Genomic DNA, 20,089 nt, shown 5'->3' on the forward strand with positions numbered 1-20,089 from the left:
GCATAAAAAAGGAACTCCGCGGAGTTCCTTTTTTTGTGTCTGTTGCCAACTGTTAAATTAGCTATTCAAACCCAGACTGGCCTGAATATGCGCCAGATTCGGGACATGGAATACCTGCTCACCCATACGTACATACTGGAATACCGCCGGATGCTGGCCTTCACGCTCATCATCGACCACTTCCGAAATACGCAGACGGATGGTTTTTGGCATGGCATTGCACATCAGGGCAAAGCGCTGGTCAATTTCATCACCTTCAATCACCAAGGCAACGCCCTGATTTTGCTCTGGATGGGTAACACGGTACACCGGCAGTTTTAGATCATGCCACTCGACATGATCGACTGCGGTAGAACTGTCCAGCGCCGACAGGACAATATTCTGCGGAATCAGCATATCTTCCTGATCATGACATTCCACAATATAGGCATCAATAAAACCGGTCGAAACGGTAATCAGATGTTGCAGTTCCTGCTGGCTAATCTGGTCGATTTTGCTGGTGCTGTTGCTTTGACTCATGCTTTAGCCTCACTGCTATGCAAAATGTTTTCAATATTGGCAAGCAATTCTGCTTCCTGGAACGGTTTACCCATATAGTGCGTTACCCCCAAGCTAAAGGCACGTTCGCGGTGTTTTTCACCGGTACGCGAGGTAATCATGATAATTGGCAAGTCACGATGGATGTCATGGTGGCGTACCAGGTTGGTCACCTCAAAGCCATCCATACGCGGCATTTCAATATCCAGCAGCATCAGATCCGGTTTAACATTTTCCAGCTGCTCAATCGCATCGACACCGTCTTTGGCCGTGACCACATCAAAGCCCTGACGTTCGAGCAGACGTGACGTGACCTTACGTACGGTCACCGAGTCATCCACAATCATCACCAGACGACGGGTATCACGACGCTGTACTTCACGCGGCTCCATCACATGCTTGATGCGCTGGGTTGCCTGAATCTGACGGGCAATATTCTGACCATCCAGAATCAGACAGACCTGACCATCACCGAGAATGGTCGCGCCGGCAATCGAACCCACGCTGGAGAACTGCTGCCCAATCGGTTTCATCACAATCTGGCCACGTGAACCAATCAGCTGATCGACCAGTAAGGCAATGGTCTGACCAGTATTGCCTTTAATCAGCAGCACCGGCAATGAATGCGCGATATTGCTTAAACGCGGCAATGGCTGATTGGCAACAAACTCGGACAGATAGCGCAACTTATAGTTTTGCTGATCAATCTTGAAGTAGTCATCTTTGCTGGTGAAGTAACTTTCCAGCGCAGAAGGTGAAATTCGTACAATACGGTCAATTTGCGCCAATGGAATTGCGAACTGCTGATCGCCAACTTTTACCATCAGGGCATCGGATACCGCCACTGTGGTCGGTACGCGAATACTGAAAGTAGTGCCTTTACCGAGTTCAGAATCGACCTCGACATGGCCGCCCAGCGCTTTAATTTCGCTTTGCACCACGTCCAGACCGACGCCACGACCTGAAATCTGGGTCACGGCTTGTGCGGTACTAAAGCCCGGATGGAAAATCAGCTGCAGAATTTCTTTCTTGTCCAGCTGCTGCTCTGGCTGAATCAGGCCAAGGCTCAGGGCTTTGGCGTGAATCTTGGTTTCATCAATACCTTTACCATCATCGGTAAAGCTAATCAGTACATCAGTGCCCTGACGGCCGATGTTCAGCTCAATCTGGCCCACTTCCGGCTTCGCTGCCTGTTTACGTACAGCGGCATCTTCCAGACCATGGTCCACCGCATTACGCAGCATGTGTTCAAATGGTGAAATCAGGCGTTCCAGAATGGTCCGGTCCAGCTCGCCTTCGGTATTGTGTACCACCAGCTCGGCAGGACGGTTTAAGGTCGATGAAGTCTGACGCACAATCCGCTGTAAACGTGGCAACATGCGCGAGAACGGTACCAGACGGGTACGCATCAGGCTTTCCTGAATTTCTGCCTGAATCCGCGACTGTTGCAGTAACAGACCTTCGGCATCACGAATCTTGTCCGCCAGCGTGGTCTTAAAGTCCACCAAGTCCGACGCCGATTCCGCCAACGATTTTGACAGCTGGTTCAAGGAGGAGTACTGGTCCATCTCCAGCGGGTCGAAGTCGGTATAGCGTGAATGTTCATCACCATGTTTGGCAATAATCTGGCTTTCCAGCTCGCCTTCCATTCGGCGTAACTGATCGGCCAGACGTTTAATCGCCAGTTCCATTTCATTCAGGGTACCGCCCAGCTGACCCAGCTCCATCTCGATTCGCGAGCGGTTAATCGCGTTTTCACCCGACAGGTCAATCATCTTCTCAACCAGATCAGCCGAAATACGGATCATCTCATTGCTGTTATCCAGCTGTGCGGTTTCGCTCCATTCGCCCTGCATGGATGGCGGCTCGGCACCATCACCCTGCACAAATTCGAAGGTTTTGCTTGGCGCCAGCAGATCGGCGGTATTGAAGCGTTCTGGCAGCTGCGCCGTCGCATTGACGTATTCAATCGACTCCAGGCTGGCTTTCAGGCTATCAAAATTGCTGTAATCGCGCTGGAAGATGGCTTCTTTTAACCAAGCCACAGTGGTGTTGAGCAAGGCATCATAGGCATTGGAATTAAACTGATGCACCGCGAACTGTTCAAAGGTATTTTCCAGCTGATAGGCAATCACGGCCACCGGCTCGATTTCGGCCATACGCGCGCCGCCTTTCAGGCTGTGCGCAGCACGTTGTAACTGCAGCAAAATGCTTCGATCACTACGATGGTCAAACCACTGCTTTAACAGGCTTTCTGTGGTGTCGAGCAGCTCTTCAGCTTCTTCCAGGAAGGTTTCTTCCACAATCGAATGCAGATTGTCTTCACCGTCATTTTCAGTAGTAGATACCGCATCTGTAGGGATGGTTTGCTCAGCCAGGGTCGGTGCATCTTCCAGTACCGGTTCGCTGCTGGTGTCTGGCTGCTCATCTTCAGGCGCAGTATAGGCTGTTTCTGCAGGTGCTGGCTGTTCCAGTTCAAACTCAAGTGCAGATGCATCAGACTGTTGTACATCTGCGCTAGAGGTTGCTTCAGCCGCCACTGCCAGCGATTCAGCTTCAACCAGTTGACCTTGGGCCAGTTCGCTAATATTTTCCAGAATCGCCAGTGATTCTTGCGCCGGATAATCGACCTGCTGTTCACGGATGGTCTGGATACGGTCCGCAATATTGTCCTGAACCAGACGGATAATCTGAATCAATGCGGTCGATGCGCTCATCTGACGGTTAATGATGCGCTCATAAATGGTTTCTAAATGGTGCGCAATCAGACCGATATGGCTGGCTGCAATCATGTTGGCACCACCTTTTAAGGTGTGCAAATGGCGCATCAGATTGTTCAGCGCAGCAGTATTGCTCGGGTCTTGGCTCCAGCTGTTAACATCCTGGTCAATACCCGTAAGTAACTCTTCGGCCTCTTCCAGGAAAATGTCCAGCAGGTCTGGATCAAAGTCCTTGTTGGCTTCAGCGCTATCCATGTATTGACGGTCAGCTTCCAGACGCTGTGACAATACGGCCAGATTCAGCCCGGCACCGGCTTCAACCGTTTCGGTTACAGCTTCTATGGTATCAGTTTCTGGGCTTAGTGCTTCAATATCCTGCTGTACAAAGGCACTCAGGTTATTGATGATCTGCTGAGCATCTTCGCTTAAGCTGACGCGTTGCCCGGCAGCCAGGGTATCAAACAGATGGATAAATTCCTGATGCGCCTGTCCAAATAATTCAAAGGCATAATCGCTATGCAGCAGGCTTGGCTTGTCCAGCAAGGCCGCATAGGCCAGTTGTAATTCCTGGGTAAAATCATGAATACCCTGAGAGGCGCGGTTATCGGTACGCTCTACCAGCAGCTTCGCCTGATGGCTCAGGGTCTGGATATATTCCGGATATTCAGCCTGCGCACGCTGGTCAAATTCGAACTCAGCATCGAGCAACTGATCAATATTCAGTTCAATCAGCTTGGATACCAGACCTTGCGGATTCACTGATTCATCAACATCTTCCAGGCTAAAGCCATAGTTCTGCCATGCAGTATTGAAAGTCTGATAAATCCGGTCCATGCCGGCACTGTCATTCTGCGGCAACAGATGCAGATAATCCCGCACAAATTCAGCATATTGCAATAACAGTGCGGTTTCTTTGGAAGTCGATTCAATTTCATCCTGTAACAGGGTCTTGAACAGGTTTTCTACCTTGGAGCTGGCATCAAAAATCTGCTCGATGTGTGCCATGGATGAACTGCCGCGCAAGGTATGCAGGGCACGAATCAGGCCATTGTAATCTTGGGTTTTCAGCTCATCGTGTGCCAGGAAGCGATCCACCGTTAACAGGTGTTCTTCCGCTTCTTCAATAAAGATGGCCAGTGTTTCAGCTGCTAGCGGATCTTCTTCAACACTATCAGCCACAGCCAGCTCGGTGTCTGCAGCAACCTGCTCATCAGTACTTGCTGTATCAAACTCCAGACCGGTGATACTGTCGCTGGACCTTAGGCTGCTTGCCAGTTGTAACAGCTCTTCTAAAGCCGGTTCAGGACTTAAATTTTGTTGTAATTGTTGTCCTAATAGCACCAATGGACGCAGGTCCAGTGCCATCGGCTGGGCATGTTTAAAGCTTGGATAAAGTTTGTATTCAAAGACGTTCGCCACCGCGGTTGCAAACTGCTGCACCTGCGCTGACAGGGTCAGGCTACCGGAAATGACCCGGTTTAAGGTATCTTCAACCGTCCAGGCCAGCTCCCCTGCCGACTTGGCCCCAACCATACGTCCCGAACCTTTTAAGGTATGAAAATGACGGCGAATGGTGGTTAGCGTTTCCTGATCGTTAGGCTGCGTGGCCCATTGAGCCAACAGGTCTTTTAGCTCAACGAAGATTTCTTCAATTTCTTCAACAAAAATTTCTAGAATTTCTGCATCTTGATCAAGATAACTATCTTCAGGAAGCGCAGTCGTTTCAACTAAATTTTTTAATATTTCTTTCATAGCTAAGGCTTCTTATGTTTTCAGCGCCCAGCGGCACTCAAACTTAATTGTAACCATCACGTGTAACCTAACCCTGAAGTTAAGCTGATCTTGTCGATGCTTGGCTTGATCTGTGTAAAACAGAGAGCTTCCCGAAAGAAGCTCTCTGTGGCTTCCTTAGTCCGGAAGTTTAAAGTCGGTTACAGATTCACGTAATGATTCTGCCATGCTGGCCAGTTCAGAAACCGAACGTGCCGTATCGAAGGTTGCTGTTGTGGTTTGCGAGGTAATTTCCTGTACGACGTTCATCGTGGTCGCAATATGACCCGCCGAAGCCGACTGCAGTTTCGCAGCGTCAGAAATGTTGGCAATCAGTTTCGCCAGGTTATTCGATACAGTCTGAATTTCATCCAGTGCCACACCGGCATCCTTGGTCAAGTTCGCACCACGAACAACCTCAGAGGTGGTTTGTTCCATCGAAATTACCGCTTCGTTGGTATCGGTCTGAATGGTTTTAACCAGCGTTTCAATCTGCTTGGTTGCAGATGCTGAACGTTCCGCAAGACGCTGTACTTCGTCGGCTACGACCGCGAAACCACGACCTGCTTCACCGGCCATCGACGCCTGAATTGCTGCGTTTAAAGCCAGAATGTTAGTCTGGTCGGCAATATCGTTAATCAGGGCAACGATGTTACCAATTTCCTGCGAAGATTCACCCAGACGTTTAATACGTTTCGAGGTTTCCTGAATCTGCTCACGAATGATATCCATACCCTGAATTGAACGGTTTACAACTTCCGCACCATTCGATGCAATTTGTACTGAACGTTCCGCAACCGCTGCAGATTCTTCGGCGTTGGCAGATACCTGGTCAATCGACATCGCCATTTCGTTAATCGCGGCAGATGCACCGGCAATTTCCTGCGCCTGGTGTTCAGATGCTTCGGCCAGCTGGTTGGTAATTTCCTGAGTATTGGCGGTATAACGCGCTACTTCGTGAGAAGTTTCATGAATACGCGATACCAGGTCACGTAACTGGTCAATTGCGAAGTTAATCGAGTCGGCAATCGCACCGGTAAAGTCTTCCGATACGGTCGCGTATGAACGTAAGTCACCATCCGCCAGGTCGGCAATTTCATCCAGTAAACGTAAAATCGCGTTCTGGTTACGGTCATATTCGTCTTGCAGACGGGTTACACGTTGTTTATCGGATTGACCACGTAAAGTCAGTAATTTGAATACCAGTACCAGGAAGACCAATAAGCTGGCAATTAACAGTACGGCCGGAATAATGACTGCCGGGCCTGCACCGCTAGATAATTTATTTAACTGGTTTAACAGCTCATCTGACTGACTAAAAATGTCCGATGCAGCCTGACGTACACGTACAATCTGCGCCGAGTTATTTAATACCGTTGCCGATGCAGATTTTAAAACGTCATCATATTCAAACTGGATGCCTTCTAAAGCTTCACGTAGGCCTGGGTCCGCAATACGCTGTACACCGAGCTCTGCACTACCGTTCAGCTGGGCATTCAAGTAAGCACCGAATGTTTCGGTATCGGCACTGAAGTCATCAGCAGATTCACGCGAGTTTTCTGAACCGGTTAATACCGAGCTGATTGAACGCAGGATACGTTCTGCAATGAACACCTGGTTCTTGGCAATAACCACCTGGCTACTTGGCATGTCCTGACGTGCCATCTGGTCAACCATCAGGTTATATTCGGCCTGAATCCCCGGAATGGTTTCACTGATCGCGATGTTGGTGTCATACAGTTTGCTAATAATAGCCTGTTGCGAGCTGATCGCATCAATATTCTGAGAAACTTTGGCCCAGTCGGCTTCGACTTTTTCCAGCTCGGCCGAGTTACTGCCAATATCTTTTACCGTTTCCAGGTTGTCTTTAAAGCTTTGTTGTGACTGGGTCAGCTTCTGGATCGATTCTTTGGTGCCTGAAGCAGTGGCTTCAGTGGCCTGACGTGAAATGGTCTGCGATAACAAACGTAATTCACCCAGACTCTGGGTTAACTGGTTGGTACGCGGTACGCTATAGAATAAAGACAAAAGACTGATAATCGAGACCAACAGCGCAACTGCGGCAATGAAAATAAGTGGCTTTGATTTATTGGTATCACCGAATACACCCGCAAACTGGTCAATTTGCGTCTGTAATTTTGCGACCGATGCCGAACCGCTTTTGCGGTTGGTTCCATCGCCTGAGTTTTTCTTTTTAAGTTTAAAGCCCATGCAGCTTCTCCCCGATTTTCGCCTTTATATATGCGTACGCGATAGTTAATTTATAAATTTTATAGATGCGTTCATAAATTTTGGGTTTTGCAATAAACGACTAAATAAGAAAATATGCCATTGCTGGTTATGCTGGTGGAAATACCCCTGACAATATTCTTGTAAATTACTATCTAAATCATTGTGTTTAGAAAAGAAACTTTTCTTATTAAAGTGTTGGATCCCCAAAACTTGATCTACAACCAAACCGACATAATGGTCTTGATGACTAATACACATTACTTTTTGAGTCGGTGAATAAGCACTGCTATGTCCAGAAACATAATGTGCCAAGTCTGAAACTGAGAGTAATCGGCCCCGGATATTGGCCAGTCCCATCACCCAGTTCTGGGTGTTAGGTACCGGCGTATATTTTGGTGGATAGATAACCTCAGTGACTTCCCCCAACGGGGCAACGAAATATTGCCCCATCATCTCAAACGCAATGCCAGACCATCGGTTTACTTCATTTTCAGTTGTAACGTAGTTTTTATTTCCCCGTTTAGACAACCGAAGTAATTCGATAAATCCATTTGCGGCCATAAGTTATCCTGCATTCAGGTGTTGATTAATAACGTCTATTAATTGTTGTTCATCTACAGGTTTAGTCAGATAATCGCTGGCACCCTGACGTTTCCCCCAAACGCGGTCAGTGGCTTGGTCTTTGGTACTCACGATCACAATTGGAATATGCTTGGTGGTATCCCCACGGGCAATTTGACGGGTTGCCTGGAAACCGTTTACACCCGGCATCACCACATCCATCAGCACCAAGTCAGGAAGCTCGGCCTGTGCCATGGTCACCCCGTCTGCACCATTGGCTGCTTCAAGCACTTCAAAACCATGCTTGGTCAGAATTTCTTTGAAGCGGAATGTTTCTGTTGGAGAATCATCTACAATTAAAATACGTGCCATCTTTATATTCCCCGAGTTATGCGCTTACGTGATTACGAATCGCGTTTAAAAGCTCATCTTTACTAAAAGGTTTGGTTAAATATTCATCTGAACCCACCACGCGGCCTTTGGCCTGATCGAACAGACCATCTTTACTGGACAGCATGATGACTGGAATATTCTGGTAGTTTTGCGAGTTTTTAATTAATGCGCAGGTTTGATAGCCATCTAGACGTGGCATCATGATGTCAACAAAAACGATATCCGGATTTGCATCGGCAATTTTAGACAATGCTTCAAAACCGTCGACGGCAGTGACCACTTCATAGCCTTCACGCTGTAATAAAGTTTCAGCTGTACGACGAATGGTTTTTGAATCATCAATCACCATGACTTTTAGATTTTGGAGTTTATCGTCCATTTAATGACCCTTCCCATTTTGTTTGTACAAGCAATTCGGTGTAGTAGAATTTTATTTACATAATTATGGTTATTTTTAACATATCTTTACTTTAGGTTTCAATGAACAGTTTTTGCCCAAACCTACACTTTATAGGAACTTTGTATAACTGCTTCACACTTTTCCATGACCATTGATTTTTTTTTGTCTATTGTATTTTTTAAATTTCTGATTCTGGTCTAATATAACAGTTTAAAGACTTAAAAATAAGTAAATTAGTCAACTTTATCTCGGGGAAGCTTGTGCGTACTTTTTTTCAAAAAGCTCTCACAAAAAGGGCGCATACATCATTGTTCAGTAAATCATTACTGGGCCTGCTGCTGGCTTTACAGATAGGACAGCTGTCTGCCAATACCGACAACAAGCCGGCGTGGTATCGCTACTACGATAAAAACGGCGTGGCCAATATCAGCAGCAATGTTACGCCAAACCATATCCGCTATGGCTATGAAGCACTGGACCGCAACATGCAGGTGATTCAGCGTGCGCGTCCCTATAATAGCGAAACCGATGCCCGTCAGGCGCCACAACGTGCCGCGCAGGCCCGTCAGCGCGAGCAGGATTTAAAACTAAAACAGGCCTATACCAACAGTCATATTGCTACCCAGCAACGTGACAATGCGCTGGCACATATTAAAAAGCAGATTGCCTTTCAGCAGGAACAGTTAAAACAATTACAGAATGACCGGATTGTGTTTAAACGTCAGGAAATGGAATATCTGCGCAAAGTCAAACCGGTCCCGGAACAGCTGAAAAACAATTTAAACAACAACCTGACCAACTTAAATCAGAAAAGACAGCAGATTCAATCGTTACAAACGAGCTATCGAAAAACACAGGCAGAATACGACAGAATTATTACTCGCTTAAAAGCACTTGAATAAAGTGAAGTTTTTAATTGAATTGTCATGTGACAAGAAAAATAAGGATAAATATGCATGCGACCAGCACCGCGTATATCACATACTTCTACCCGTTTTCGTACGCCCCTACTCGGCCTCAGTACACTTTGCCTGTGCCTGCTGCTGACCGCCTGCCAGAACTCAGAACCGGAACAGGCCCGTAGCGAACCAGAAACCATTGAACTGATTCAGGATGATGTGGTGGCCGTGCAAACCGGCGACTCGGTGTCCAAAACTGCCTTTACCGGCACCATTCGTGCCGTACAACACAGCAGCATTCAGGCACAGGTCACGGCCACCGCCAGTGCAGTCAATGCGCAAGTGGGTCAGCGGGTTAGCAAAGGTCAGGTGCTGGTCCGTTTAAACAATCAGGATAATGCCGCGCGTCTGGCGCAAGCACGCGCCAACCTTGCCTCCACGCAGGCACAAGCCAATCAGGCCCGGGTGATGATGGAGCGTAAACGTCGCCTGCTGAATCAGGGCTTTATTTCCAAAGTTGAATATGAACAAAGTCAGGTCGATTATCGTGCCCAGCTGGAAAATGTCCGTGCCCAGCAGGCCAACGTCGATATTGCCGAAAAAGCCGACCGTGATGGCACCATTCTCAGCCCGATTAGCGGCGTGATTACCCAGCGTCAGGTCGAACCCGGCCAGACGGTTTCTGCCGGCCAGACCCTGTTTGAAATTGTCAATCCGGACCGGCTGGAAATTCAGGCCAAACTGCCAAGTGACCAGCAGTCTGCGCTCAAGGTCGGCCAAAAGATTGAATATAAAATTCAGGGCAATCCGGCCCAGCTGACCGCCACCTTAAGCCGGATATCTCCAATTGCCGATCTGGCCAGCCGTCAGATCGAGTTTTTTGCCACACCCAATGAATCCATCAACTCGCTCAGCATCGGTGCCTTTGTTGAAGGCAATATTGTTTCATCCAACTCGATTTCTGGTCAGCTGATTCCTTTAGACACCATTCAGGATATACAAAACAAACCTTATGTCTGGGCCATTCGCCAGAACAAGATTGTCCGGATCGATATTCACGTGCTCGAGCAGCGCTATAGTGATAATACCGCCATTGTAAGCGGATTGCAGGCCGGCGATTTAGTGAGTCGGGTCAAGTTTAGTCCGCAGAATGAACAGCAACCGGTCAGCATCAGCCAGACCGCCGAAAACGCCTCAGGATAGAAAACTATGTGGTTTACCCGAATTAGTGTCAAATATCCCGTTTTTACGGTCATGATGATGCTGTGTCTGATGGTGCTGGGTCTGGCTTCCTGGCAGCGTATGGGCGTTGAAGAATTTCCGGATGTCGACTTTCCGTTTGTGGTGGTCTATACCAACTATCCGGGCGCCTCGCCGGAAACGGTTGAATCTGAAATTACCAAGAAAATGGAAGATCAGATCAACACCATTTCCGGTCTCAAACAGGTAATTTCCCAGTCCAGTGAGGGCCTCTCCACCATTATTGCCGAGTTCAACTTGGAGGTATCTTCTGCCGTAGCAGCGCAGGATGTACGCGATAAAATTGCCAGTGTCACCGCCGAATTCCGTGATGAAATCCAGGACCCGGTGGTGGAGCGTTACGACCCGACGGCCAACGCGATTATGTCGATTGTGTTTGAATCCGAGCAGATGTCACTGCGTGATTTAAGTGCTTATCTGGATCAACGCATTGTGCCGCAACTGCGCACTGTACCGGGGGTGGGAACAGTCAATTTACTCGGTGATGCACAGCGCCAGATCCGGATTGAAGTACAACCAGAAAAACTGCAAAGTTTCGGGATTGGCGTAGATCAGGTCATCAACACCCTAAAAGCAGAAAATGTTGAAGTGCCGGGCGGCACCCTGAAACAGGCCAACAGCGAGCTGGTGGTTGAAATTAACTCCAAGGTTATCCATCCGCTGGCCTTTGGGGACCTGATTATTGCCAATAAAAATGGTGCACCGATTTATCTGAAACAGGTCGCTGACATTCAGGATAGCCAGGCCGAGCTAGAGTCCAGTGCCTTTTTAGATGGCAAAACTGCGGTTGCGGTGGATATTCTGCGCAGTTCAGATTCTAATGTCATTGAGGTGGTCGATAACACCTATAAAGTGCTGGATGACCTTCAGCAACAATTGCCTGAGGGCACCACAGCCAAAGTGGTGGTCGACAGCTCCAAAGGCATTCGCGGCAGTATCCGTGATGTGGCCCGCACCATTATTGAAGGTGCAGCGCTGGCAGTACTGATCGTCCTGCTGTTTTTAGGCTCGTTCCGCTCCACCGCCATTACCGGCCTGACCCTGCCAATTGCCCTGCTCGGCACATTGACCTTTATTTGGGCCTTTGGTTTTACCATCAACATGATGACCTTGCTGGCCCTGTCTTTAAGTATTGGTCTGCTGATTGATGACGCGATTGTGGTGCGGGAAAATATTGTCCGTCATGCCGACATGGGCAAAGACCATGTTAGCGCAGCGCTGGATGGTACCAAAGAAATTGGTCTGGCGGTTCTGGCCACCACCCTGACCATTGTTGCGGTATTCCTGCCGGTGGCCTTTATGGGCGGGATTATTGGCCGTTTCTTCTATCAGTTTGGGGTCACGGTCAGTACCGCAGTTCTGATTTCCATGTTTGTTAGCTTTAGCCTGGACCCGATGCTGTCGGCACACTGGGCCGAGCGTAAGAACCCCAACAAACAGCCAGGCCGGGTGAAACGTTTTCTGAACTGGATTTCCACCAAACTGGACAATCTTAGTCATATCTATGAAAAGCTGCTAAAACTGGCCTTACGGTTCCGTCTGATTACCCTGCTGATTGCCGTAGCTTCGTTATTTGGCGCACTCGGTTTATCCAAACTGATTGGTACCGAATTTGTACCGGTACCGGACAAAGGTGAAATCCGGATTAAATTTGAAACCCCGGTGGATGCCTCGCTGGAATATTCACAGGCCAAACTGAAACAGGTCGATCAGATTATTCGCCAGCATCCACAGGTTATTTCTACCTATGGTTCGGTTAACAGTCTGACTGACCGCGGTAAAAACCATGTCAATTTACGCGTACGTGTTACGCCGCGCAATGAGCGTGAACAAACCCTGACTGACCTGAATAATGAATTCCGTGAACGCCTGCAAACCGTGGCTGGCATTCGTGTCACCTCGGTGGCCTCGGCAGATGAAACCGTATCGGGCGGGCAAAAACCGGTGATGATTTCGATTAAAGGGCCGGATTTAAACCAGCTACAACAGATTTCCGACCGCTTTATGCTGGAAATTGCCCAGGTAGATGGCATTGTCGATCTGGAAAGCTCCTTGAAAGAACCGAAACCGACGCTGGAAGTGCAGATCAACCGGGTACTGGCCAGTGATTTAGGCCTGTCTGTGAACCAGATTGCCAACGTGATTCGTCCACTGATTGCCGGCGATGACGTCACCACCTGGCAAGATGAAAACGGCGAAACCTATGATGTAAATGTCCGTCTGACTGAAGACCGCCGCAGCCTGCCGGGTGATGTCCAGCAAATGTCGCTGACCTCACAAAAAACCGATGCCAATGGTCAAGCCATTCTGGTGCCGTTGGCCAGTGTGGCCAGCTTTGAAGAAAACCTCGGCGCTTCGCAGATTAACCGTCGTGATCTGGCCCGTGAAGTTCTGGTTGAGGCCAATACCGCAGGTCGCCCAGCTGGTGATATTGGCCGGGACATTGAAGCCATTCAAAACAACTTTGAATTGCCACCAGGTTACAGTTTCGACACCCAGGGTTCCAATGCCGATATGGCTGAGTCCGCAGGTTATGCACTGACCGCCATCACCCTGTCGATTGTGTTTATTTATATTGTGCTGGGCTCGCAATTTAACAGCTTTATTCACCCAGCTGCGATTATGGCCTCGTTGCCACTGTCGCTGATTGGGGTGTTTTTGGCGCTGTTCCTGCTGAACTCCACCATGAACCTGTTCTCGATTATCGGGATTATCATGCTGATGGGACTGGTCACCAAGAACGCCATCCTGCTGATCGACTTTATTAAAAAGGCCATGGACAGAGGTGAGCCGCGTTATGAGGCGATTATTCAGGCCGGTAAAACCCGTTTACGCCCGATTCTAATGACCACGTCTGCCATGGTAATGGGCATGGTCCCGCTGGCACTCGGTCTGGGTGAAGGCGGCGAACAGAGTGCGCCCATGGCCCATGCGGTAATTGGCGGGGTGATTACCTCGACCCTGCTCACGCTGGTGGTGGTGCCCGTCATCTTCACCTATCTGGATGATTTCAAGAATTTCATGCTGCGCCAAAGCCGCAAACTGATGTCTTGAGCCAGAAGAAAACACAATGAGGTGACATTCCGAATGTTCACCTCATTTTTTTATCGTATAATCTCTGCTTTCACGATTAATTATCAGGACAGTTTCCATGCGCGCGAGTCGCTTTTTGTTTGCTACGTTAAGAGAAACCCCAAATGATGCTGAAGTGATTTCACATCAGCTCATGTTACGTGCGGGGATGATCCGTAAATTGGCTTCAGGTCTGTATACCTGGTTGCCGATGGGGGTACGCGTATTAAATAAAGTCGAAGCGATTGTCCGTGAAGAAATGAACCGCGCCGGCGCTTTAGAAACCTTTATGCCAGTGACCCAGCCTGCATCGTTATGGGAAGAATCAGGCCGTTATGTGCAATATGGTCCGGAATTACTGCGTTTTACCGACCGTCACAACAACCCGTTTGTGCTGGGCCCAACCCATGAAGAAGTGATTACCGATCTGGCACGCACTGAGCTGAAAAGTTACAAACAGCTGCCAATGAACTTCTATCAGATTCAGACCAAATTCCGTGACGAAATCCGTCCACGTTTCGGGGTGATGCGTTCACGTGAATTCATCATGAAAGATGCCTATTCTTTCCACGTTGATCAGGCTTCTTTGCAAGAAACGTATGATGTCATGTATGACACCTACTGCCGGATCTTTAGCCGTCTTGGTCTGGATTTCCGTCCGGTACAGGCCGATACCGGCTCAATTGGTGGTTCAGGTTCCCATGAATTCCACGTTCTGGCAGACAGCGGTGAAGATGATATCGCCTTCTCGACTGAATCAGATTACGCAGCCAATATTGAAATGGCGGAAGCGATTCTGGTCGGTGAGCGTGCAGCGCCAAGCCAAGCCTTAACTGTTGTAGATACTCCAAATCAAAAGACCATCGCGGATGTATCAAGCTTCCTCGGTACTGATCCTGCGCATTCTGTTAAAGCTTTACTGGTACAAGGCATTGCCGATGAAAATGGCACTGTTCCGGTGATTGCCCTGTTCCTGCGCGGTGACCATGAACTGAATGAAATTAAAGCTGAAAAACATCCTTTAATTGCAGCGCCATTAACCTTCGCTACTGAAGAGCAAATTGCTGCGCTTGGTCTGACCGCTGGTTTTGTAGGTCCACAAGGCTTGGTTGAAAAAGGCATGACCGTGATTGTCGATCGTGCTGCTTCTGTCTTGTCTGATTTTGTTGCAGGTGCCAACGCCGCAGATCAACACGCAACAGGTGTGAACTGGGAACGTGATGCTCAGTTTACTGAAGTTTATGACCTGCGTAATGTGGTAGAAGGCGATCCATCTCCAGATGGTAAAGGTGTACTTCAAATTAAACGCGGAATTGAAGTGGGCCATATTTTCCAGCTGGGCCAAAAATATTCTGAAGCACTGAACTGTAAAGTGTTAGGCGAAGATGGCAAACCATTTGTAGTGACCATGGGCTGTTATGGTATTGGTGTGACCCGTGTCGTGGCTTCTGCAATTGAACAGAATTATGATGAGAAAGGGATTATCTGGCCAGCTGCCATTGCTCCATTTGAAGTCGCAATTGTACCAATGAATGCACACAAGTCACCGCGCACATTAGAAGCTGCAGAAGCCTTATATGCAGAATTAAGTGCTGCCGGTTATGATGTACTACTGGATGACCGTAATGAACGCCCAGGAGTGAAATTCTCTGATCTGGAGTTAACCGGTATTCCACACCGTATTGTGATTGGTGAAAAAGGCTTAGATGCGGGTACTTTTGAATATAAAGGTCGCCGTGATGCTGAATCAACCAACTTAAGCAAAGATGAGTTATTGGCGAAGCTCGCAAAATAATAAGTCTTTGTATATAAAAAATCCCGCTTCGGCGGGATTTTTTAGTTTTAAGGCTTAGCAGAACTTCATACTTCCATAGCAATTACGGTATGGTTGCTCAAGCATTGTAATATTCCCTTGAGCAGCCAAACCGGTTTGTACAATATTGGACATTAAGGTAGTTAAAGGCTGATTAATATTAATCGTAAAAGCATCTTCTAAATACATTGACCATCCCTTGGTTGCTTTTGCATCCTCAGCAAAACCAGGGAAACGAATACCATTCCCTAAAGAAGTTAAGGCAATACCAAACAAGTTAGAGTCAACATCAATTTGATGTACATTGCCTAAATTATAAGGCAAGACATAGGCATTTAATAAATTGGTGAGTTTAGTACTATAAGCACCATCCAGCTCCAAAGTACCTTGCTCAGGAACAGGAAGATTTAAACCTTTTAATGTTTCCTGTTTCATATAAATTTGAATTCCTGTACGTAATAAAGGCAATAACGTATTTCCAATCGTTTCTGTACCAATAGCACTACACTTGCCAGGATCATGACCGGTACACATTTGGTTAATTGTCAGATTTTGTACAACTTCATCGACCAAGCTTCCTAATTGCAAACCATGGATTTGTACTTGGGTCATACGATTTCCGTTTGCGACAATACCTAAGTTTTCCCGTTGAGCTGCTGCTGTATTAATCGTCTGGTCACGATATTCCACAGTTACAGCACCAAAAAAAAGATTAAGGATTTCAGCATTTTTAACCCCTAAATATGCACTTGCTTCATATTGTTGCTTTTCCCCACCAGCAAGAAGACCATAATCACCAACGAAATCTTGAGAATACTTTGAAGCATCTGCATCGGAACAGTTTGCTGTTCCCTGCTTACAGGTAACCGCCACATTGGTTTGTGCCTGAATATATAAATTATTGATTCCGGTTAAATAACCACTAAAATTATTCATAGCACCAATGCTCATCGGGCCTTGGGCTTTATCCGCACCCACTCTTACCCCGACCACTTCACGAGTTGCAGCTTGGTCGCCTCCTTTGATCGCAAATTGGAAAAAGGGATTCGTTAAGACAAAATCTCTTAACTCTTTTTGATTACTTAAACTGTTATCAAAATCTTGGCCTTTGGGCTGTCCTGCAATATTGGTAGGTAAGGTAATACAATTTCCACTCGCGCCCACCACACAGCCCAATGACAGAGCAGAGATATCAATATCACAAGCACCCGCACCATTTTCACCGCCACAGCCAAGTTGCAAGGATTTAATATTGGCATTTAGTGATAACTCAGCATCAATTCCCAGTTTAAAAAAATCTAAACCTTGACTAGCATCTGTTTCTTTCACGACAGAAAATAGAGCCTGTCCTGTCACATCCGATAATTCAGCATCTTCAAGCACAGATAAGGCATGACTTGTGTTCGTCATGGATAAAGCTGAACCTATAAGAGCCCACATTATTGTTTTTTTCATACTCAAATCCTTAAGCCAATTTCATCTACTTAGCGTGGTGTGATCCCTAAAGTGCTACGCATATTGCCACCAGGAATGGCAAAATCAGCAATTTTTTGCATCGTTCCAGATGGAGACATCGCCATTTCTGCTTTAAAAGCTTGTCCCAATCCAGGCTGCATTGTCGCTTTATAATTAAAGTTCACCTGATTATCCAAGACCACCGTATCTTGTTTCACTAGAACACGGGCATCTAAACCGACATGACCTTGCATTTTGTTTAAATTTACACTGGAGGTTTTAGTCCCGACGCCATTCTGGTCTTCATTAATCAGGCTGATATAACTGCCCAAAACACTTGGATCATCTTTATCTGTCTCTGCAATCGGATTAAATTCAAAATTTGCTTTTAAAGATAAAAAATTAGTATCGGGTGTGGCATTCGTGGACTCAAGACCAGGAATAATCATAAGTTCACCTTTACCATCAAGCTTGAAGGCTAAAGAAGCCAAGATGTCATCTTTTCTGGCAAAGTTATCGATAGGAACTACCCGGTTCTGGCACTCCACTTCAGCACAGTTATATAAAGAGCCAGGCAACTGACCAATTGCAATTTCAGCTTTTGCAGCCAGCAGCAAGTTATCTGCCTTGACATAAATGCCATCTTCTTCAAAACCAATCACCCCATCCGATTTCAGGTACGCATCTATATTTCTTAGGCCCGCATAATAGTTGACTTCTTCACCACTGTATTTACCGGTCGCACCATCAATAATCAGAATAGAGGTTGTACTTGGTGCACCTGTTTTCTGGTCAATACCATAGCCTTCCGTCGAAAGTGCCAGGTTATAGCCTAAACCAGAACGGTCAACGCCATTACGACTATAATTTTTTGCATACAAAGCCAGGTTGGTATTTAAGTTAAAGATTGGAATACCAATTCCCCACTCATCAGAAGTTGCGGTAATGGCATCAATTGAGTTATCTGAAATGAATCTGGCCTTACGCGCGATGGCCTGAAAATCCATACCTCGCACCGCAATAAGCGCTAAATTTTGTGCATTCTGATCAGGGCTAATGTTATAAATCAATTCTAGAGTATTACTGCCCAGCACCTTTTGCATATTCTCATTGATAATAAAGTTTAAAGATTTGGCCTGAACGGTATTAATAAAAATATCACCAAAATCAATATAGGCGTTGCGTTTAGTCAAATCATCAACATTATTACTATCACGTACTGCAAGTGGCGATAAGTTAGAAAATTCAATTGCATAGCTGCCTGTACCTGTATGCCCAATCTCGAGTGTAGTCGGAGCCCTGCCATTGAGTAGCGGGTTGCCTTCTCGGGTAAATTCGGCAGACATACCCAGATGTAAACCACCCGGACCGGCTATATCATAACCACCGGCTTGCCGTGTTGTTTCAGTCAAATCGCCTGAATTACGACTAACCGTATTAAACTTCCCAATTCCAGCCTGGTTGGCATTAATAAAGAGCTTACCATTGGTCACTGCTCCAGAAGCTCCCATACGAATCAGGTTATTCTGGCTTCCCTCTGGACCATAACGTAAATCAATATTCACCCCTGGATTGGTTGCTCCTGACCGGTTATCGGATACATTGGTCAGATCTTCTACCCGTCCTAAATTTACAATATGGTCTTGGCCAGTAGGACTGTTTTTAGTTGCCAGCACAATCCCTTCATCCTGATCCAAATACATATACCCATCTGCAGACAGGTTAAAGTTAAAATCTTTTAAGGTCAGGTTCTGGCCATTTAGACCATAAGAAATACTGGCATTTTTAAGCTCAAAATCTAAATGAGCCAGATCATTCCGGTTAAATAATCCATTACTGGTAATTAAGTTAAAACGTAGTGGTGAAATAGTATGAAAGCTTAAAGACCCCAGGTTCTGATCTGTTTGGTTATCACCACAGTTCGGCTCACAAATGAGCATGATGTTCTGAACCGTAGATTTAAATGGCGAAATACTCGCCTGGATATGCATGCCGACACCATTTGCTGTGGTACCAACGTCAACATCAAGGGTACTTTTAATATTCTGCCCCCCCGAGCTGAGCACTTCAATATCATGCATCCCCAGTTTCATACTGCCGGTATTGTGATAGTCCACCCAGTTCAATTGATCAATTGTCACCTTCGAAACTTCATGGGTAATAGAAATACCATCCTGCCCTGTCACCTGACTGAGACTACGATCAGAAATAGGCTGTAGTGCGTATGCCTGCTGAGCTAAACAGATAGATAAGGCAAGTACATTTAATTTTATTGTTTTATTCATTTCAATGTCCTTTTGAAATCCCAACGCTTAACAGCGGCTGGTTGCAGCTCCTGAGCAGTTATAACTGAAAATTTTAATATCTCCTGACAGATGCAAGTTGCCATGAACATTCAGTCCCATGAATCCCTGTTCCTGCCCCTGATCAAATGAAGGAACCTGAGAACCATTGTTATAGGTGGTATATCGGGTATTGTTTAAATAACCTTCATCACCTGACTCAACCGCCAGACTCGCAAAACCCAAATTCCTGATTTTTAGAGGATGCTTATCATAAAATTTAAGCAGCATCGCTGTTTGTGGATTTTTATCCTTATTAATAATGGTGGTGCCTTCCAAGGAGAATTTATCAATCTGAATCGTGCCCTGAATCTGTTTAAACACCAGCCACTTCTGACCATTTTCATCACGATGATTATTGGGAGAAAAAGCAAAACGGCATAACACATCATTGCTACATTCATACTGATAATTTGCCGTAGTGACCTCACCATTACTGAGTTCGGAAATATTCTTGAGACTCATGTCATTGGCATATTTATGGTTTAAAGAAAGCGTCCAGCTTAAATCGGCACCGCCCTGCCCGACCGTATTTAACAGTTCATCTTGATTTAAACTGACCAGTTGAGCAGAACTGAATGTGCTGACACAAAGAGCCAGTGGAAAGCAGATTTTTTTCAGCATCTCAAATTCCC

13 protein-coding genes are annotated in these 20,089 nt (G+C 46.6%); 4 read left to right on the forward strand and 9 right to left on the reverse strand.

Features of this window, described 5'->3' with window-relative positions:
* Positions 1 to 57: 57 nt before the first annotated feature.
* The 6 genes from FTU86_RS01330 to pilG all read right to left on the reverse strand — a co-directional run bounded on the left by FTU86_RS01330 (position 58) and on the right by pilG (position 8,592).
* A complete protein-coding gene (locus FTU86_RS01330; RefSeq protein WP_075167114.1) occupies positions 58 to 519 on the reverse strand; it encodes a hypothetical protein in 462 nt (153 codons plus the stop codon).
* The gene (locus FTU86_RS01335; RefSeq protein ID WP_180036495.1) at positions 516 to 5,009 is read right to left on the reverse strand and encodes an Hpt domain-containing protein; all 4,494 of its coding nucleotides are present in this window, start codon (positions 5,007 to 5,009) and stop codon (positions 516 to 518) included. Before FTU86_RS01335 ends, FTU86_RS01330 begins: the two co-directional genes overlap by 4 nt.
* Before the next feature lie 156 nt (positions 5,010 to 5,165).
* Entirely contained in the window at positions 5,166 to 7,238 is a 2,073-nt protein-coding gene (locus FTU86_RS01340; protein ID WP_180036496.1) for a methyl-accepting chemotaxis protein, read from the reverse strand.
* A 45-nt stretch (positions 7,239 to 7,283) separates the two neighbouring features.
* Entirely contained in the window at positions 7,284 to 7,820 is a 537-nt protein-coding gene (locus FTU86_RS01345; RefSeq protein ID WP_005179538.1) for a chemotaxis protein CheW, read from the reverse strand.
* Positions 7,821 to 7,823: 3 nt separating this feature from the next.
* Positions 7,824 to 8,192: a PleD family two-component system response regulator gene (locus FTU86_RS01350; RefSeq protein WP_005179539.1), complete on the reverse strand. Its 369-nt coding sequence runs from the start codon at positions 8,190 to 8,192 to the stop codon at positions 7,824 to 7,826.
* Between the two features lie 16 nt (positions 8,193 to 8,208).
* A complete protein-coding gene (gene pilG, locus FTU86_RS01355) occupies positions 8,209 to 8,592 on the reverse strand; it encodes a twitching motility response regulator PilG (protein WP_005179541.1) in 384 nt (127 codons plus the stop codon).
* A 329-nt stretch (positions 8,593 to 8,921) separates the two neighbouring features.
* Between pilG and FTU86_RS01360 the strand changes: the two genes are divergently transcribed.
* The 4 genes from FTU86_RS01360 (at position 8,922) to FTU86_RS01375 (ending at position 15,639) form a co-directional block, all read left to right on the forward strand.
* Positions 8,922 to 9,515, forward strand: a complete 594-nt coding sequence (locus tag FTU86_RS01360; RefSeq protein ID WP_171525083.1) for a hypothetical protein — start codon at positions 8,922 to 8,924, stop codon at positions 9,513 to 9,515.
* Positions 9,516 to 9,569: 54 nt separating this feature from the next.
* Entirely contained in the window at positions 9,570 to 10,715 is a 1,146-nt protein-coding gene (locus FTU86_RS01365; protein ID WP_180036497.1) for an efflux RND transporter periplasmic adaptor subunit, read from the forward strand.
* A gap of 6 nt (positions 10,716 to 10,721) precedes the next feature.
* On the forward strand, positions 10,722 to 13,826 hold the full coding sequence (locus tag FTU86_RS01370) for an efflux RND transporter permease subunit (RefSeq protein ID WP_180048303.1): 3,105 nt from the start codon (positions 10,722 to 10,724) through the stop codon (positions 13,824 to 13,826).
* Between the two features lie 97 nt (positions 13,827 to 13,923).
* Entirely contained in the window at positions 13,924 to 15,639 is a 1,716-nt protein-coding gene (locus FTU86_RS01375) for a proline--tRNA ligase (RefSeq protein ID WP_104469971.1), read from the forward strand.
* Between the two features lie 54 nt (positions 15,640 to 15,693).
* On the opposite strand, the gene FTU86_RS01380 is transcribed toward FTU86_RS01375, so the two are convergent.
* From FTU86_RS01380 to FTU86_RS01390, 3 genes are read right to left on the reverse strand one after another with little or no spacing between them, the layout of a single operon-like run.
* Positions 15,694 to 17,112 (reverse strand): hypothetical protein, encoded by a 1,419-nt coding sequence (locus tag FTU86_RS01380; RefSeq protein ID WP_152342489.1) that lies wholly within the window; start codon positions 17,110 to 17,112, stop codon positions 15,694 to 15,696.
* Between the two features lie 29 nt (positions 17,113 to 17,141).
* On the reverse strand, positions 17,142 to 19,397 hold the full coding sequence (locus tag FTU86_RS01385) for a DUF6160 family protein (RefSeq protein ID WP_152342490.1): 2,256 nt from the start codon (positions 19,395 to 19,397) through the stop codon (positions 17,142 to 17,144).
* A 27-nt stretch (positions 19,398 to 19,424) separates the two neighbouring features.
* Positions 19,425 to 20,078 (reverse strand): hypothetical protein, encoded by a 654-nt coding sequence (locus tag FTU86_RS01390; protein WP_104498303.1) that lies wholly within the window; start codon positions 20,076 to 20,078, stop codon positions 19,425 to 19,427.
* Positions 20,079 to 20,089 lie beyond the last annotated feature (11 nt).

This window comes from Acinetobacter sp. YH12155, from assembly GCF_013418255.1.
GTDB lineage: Bacteria > Pseudomonadota > Gammaproteobacteria > Pseudomonadales > Moraxellaceae > Acinetobacter > Acinetobacter indicus.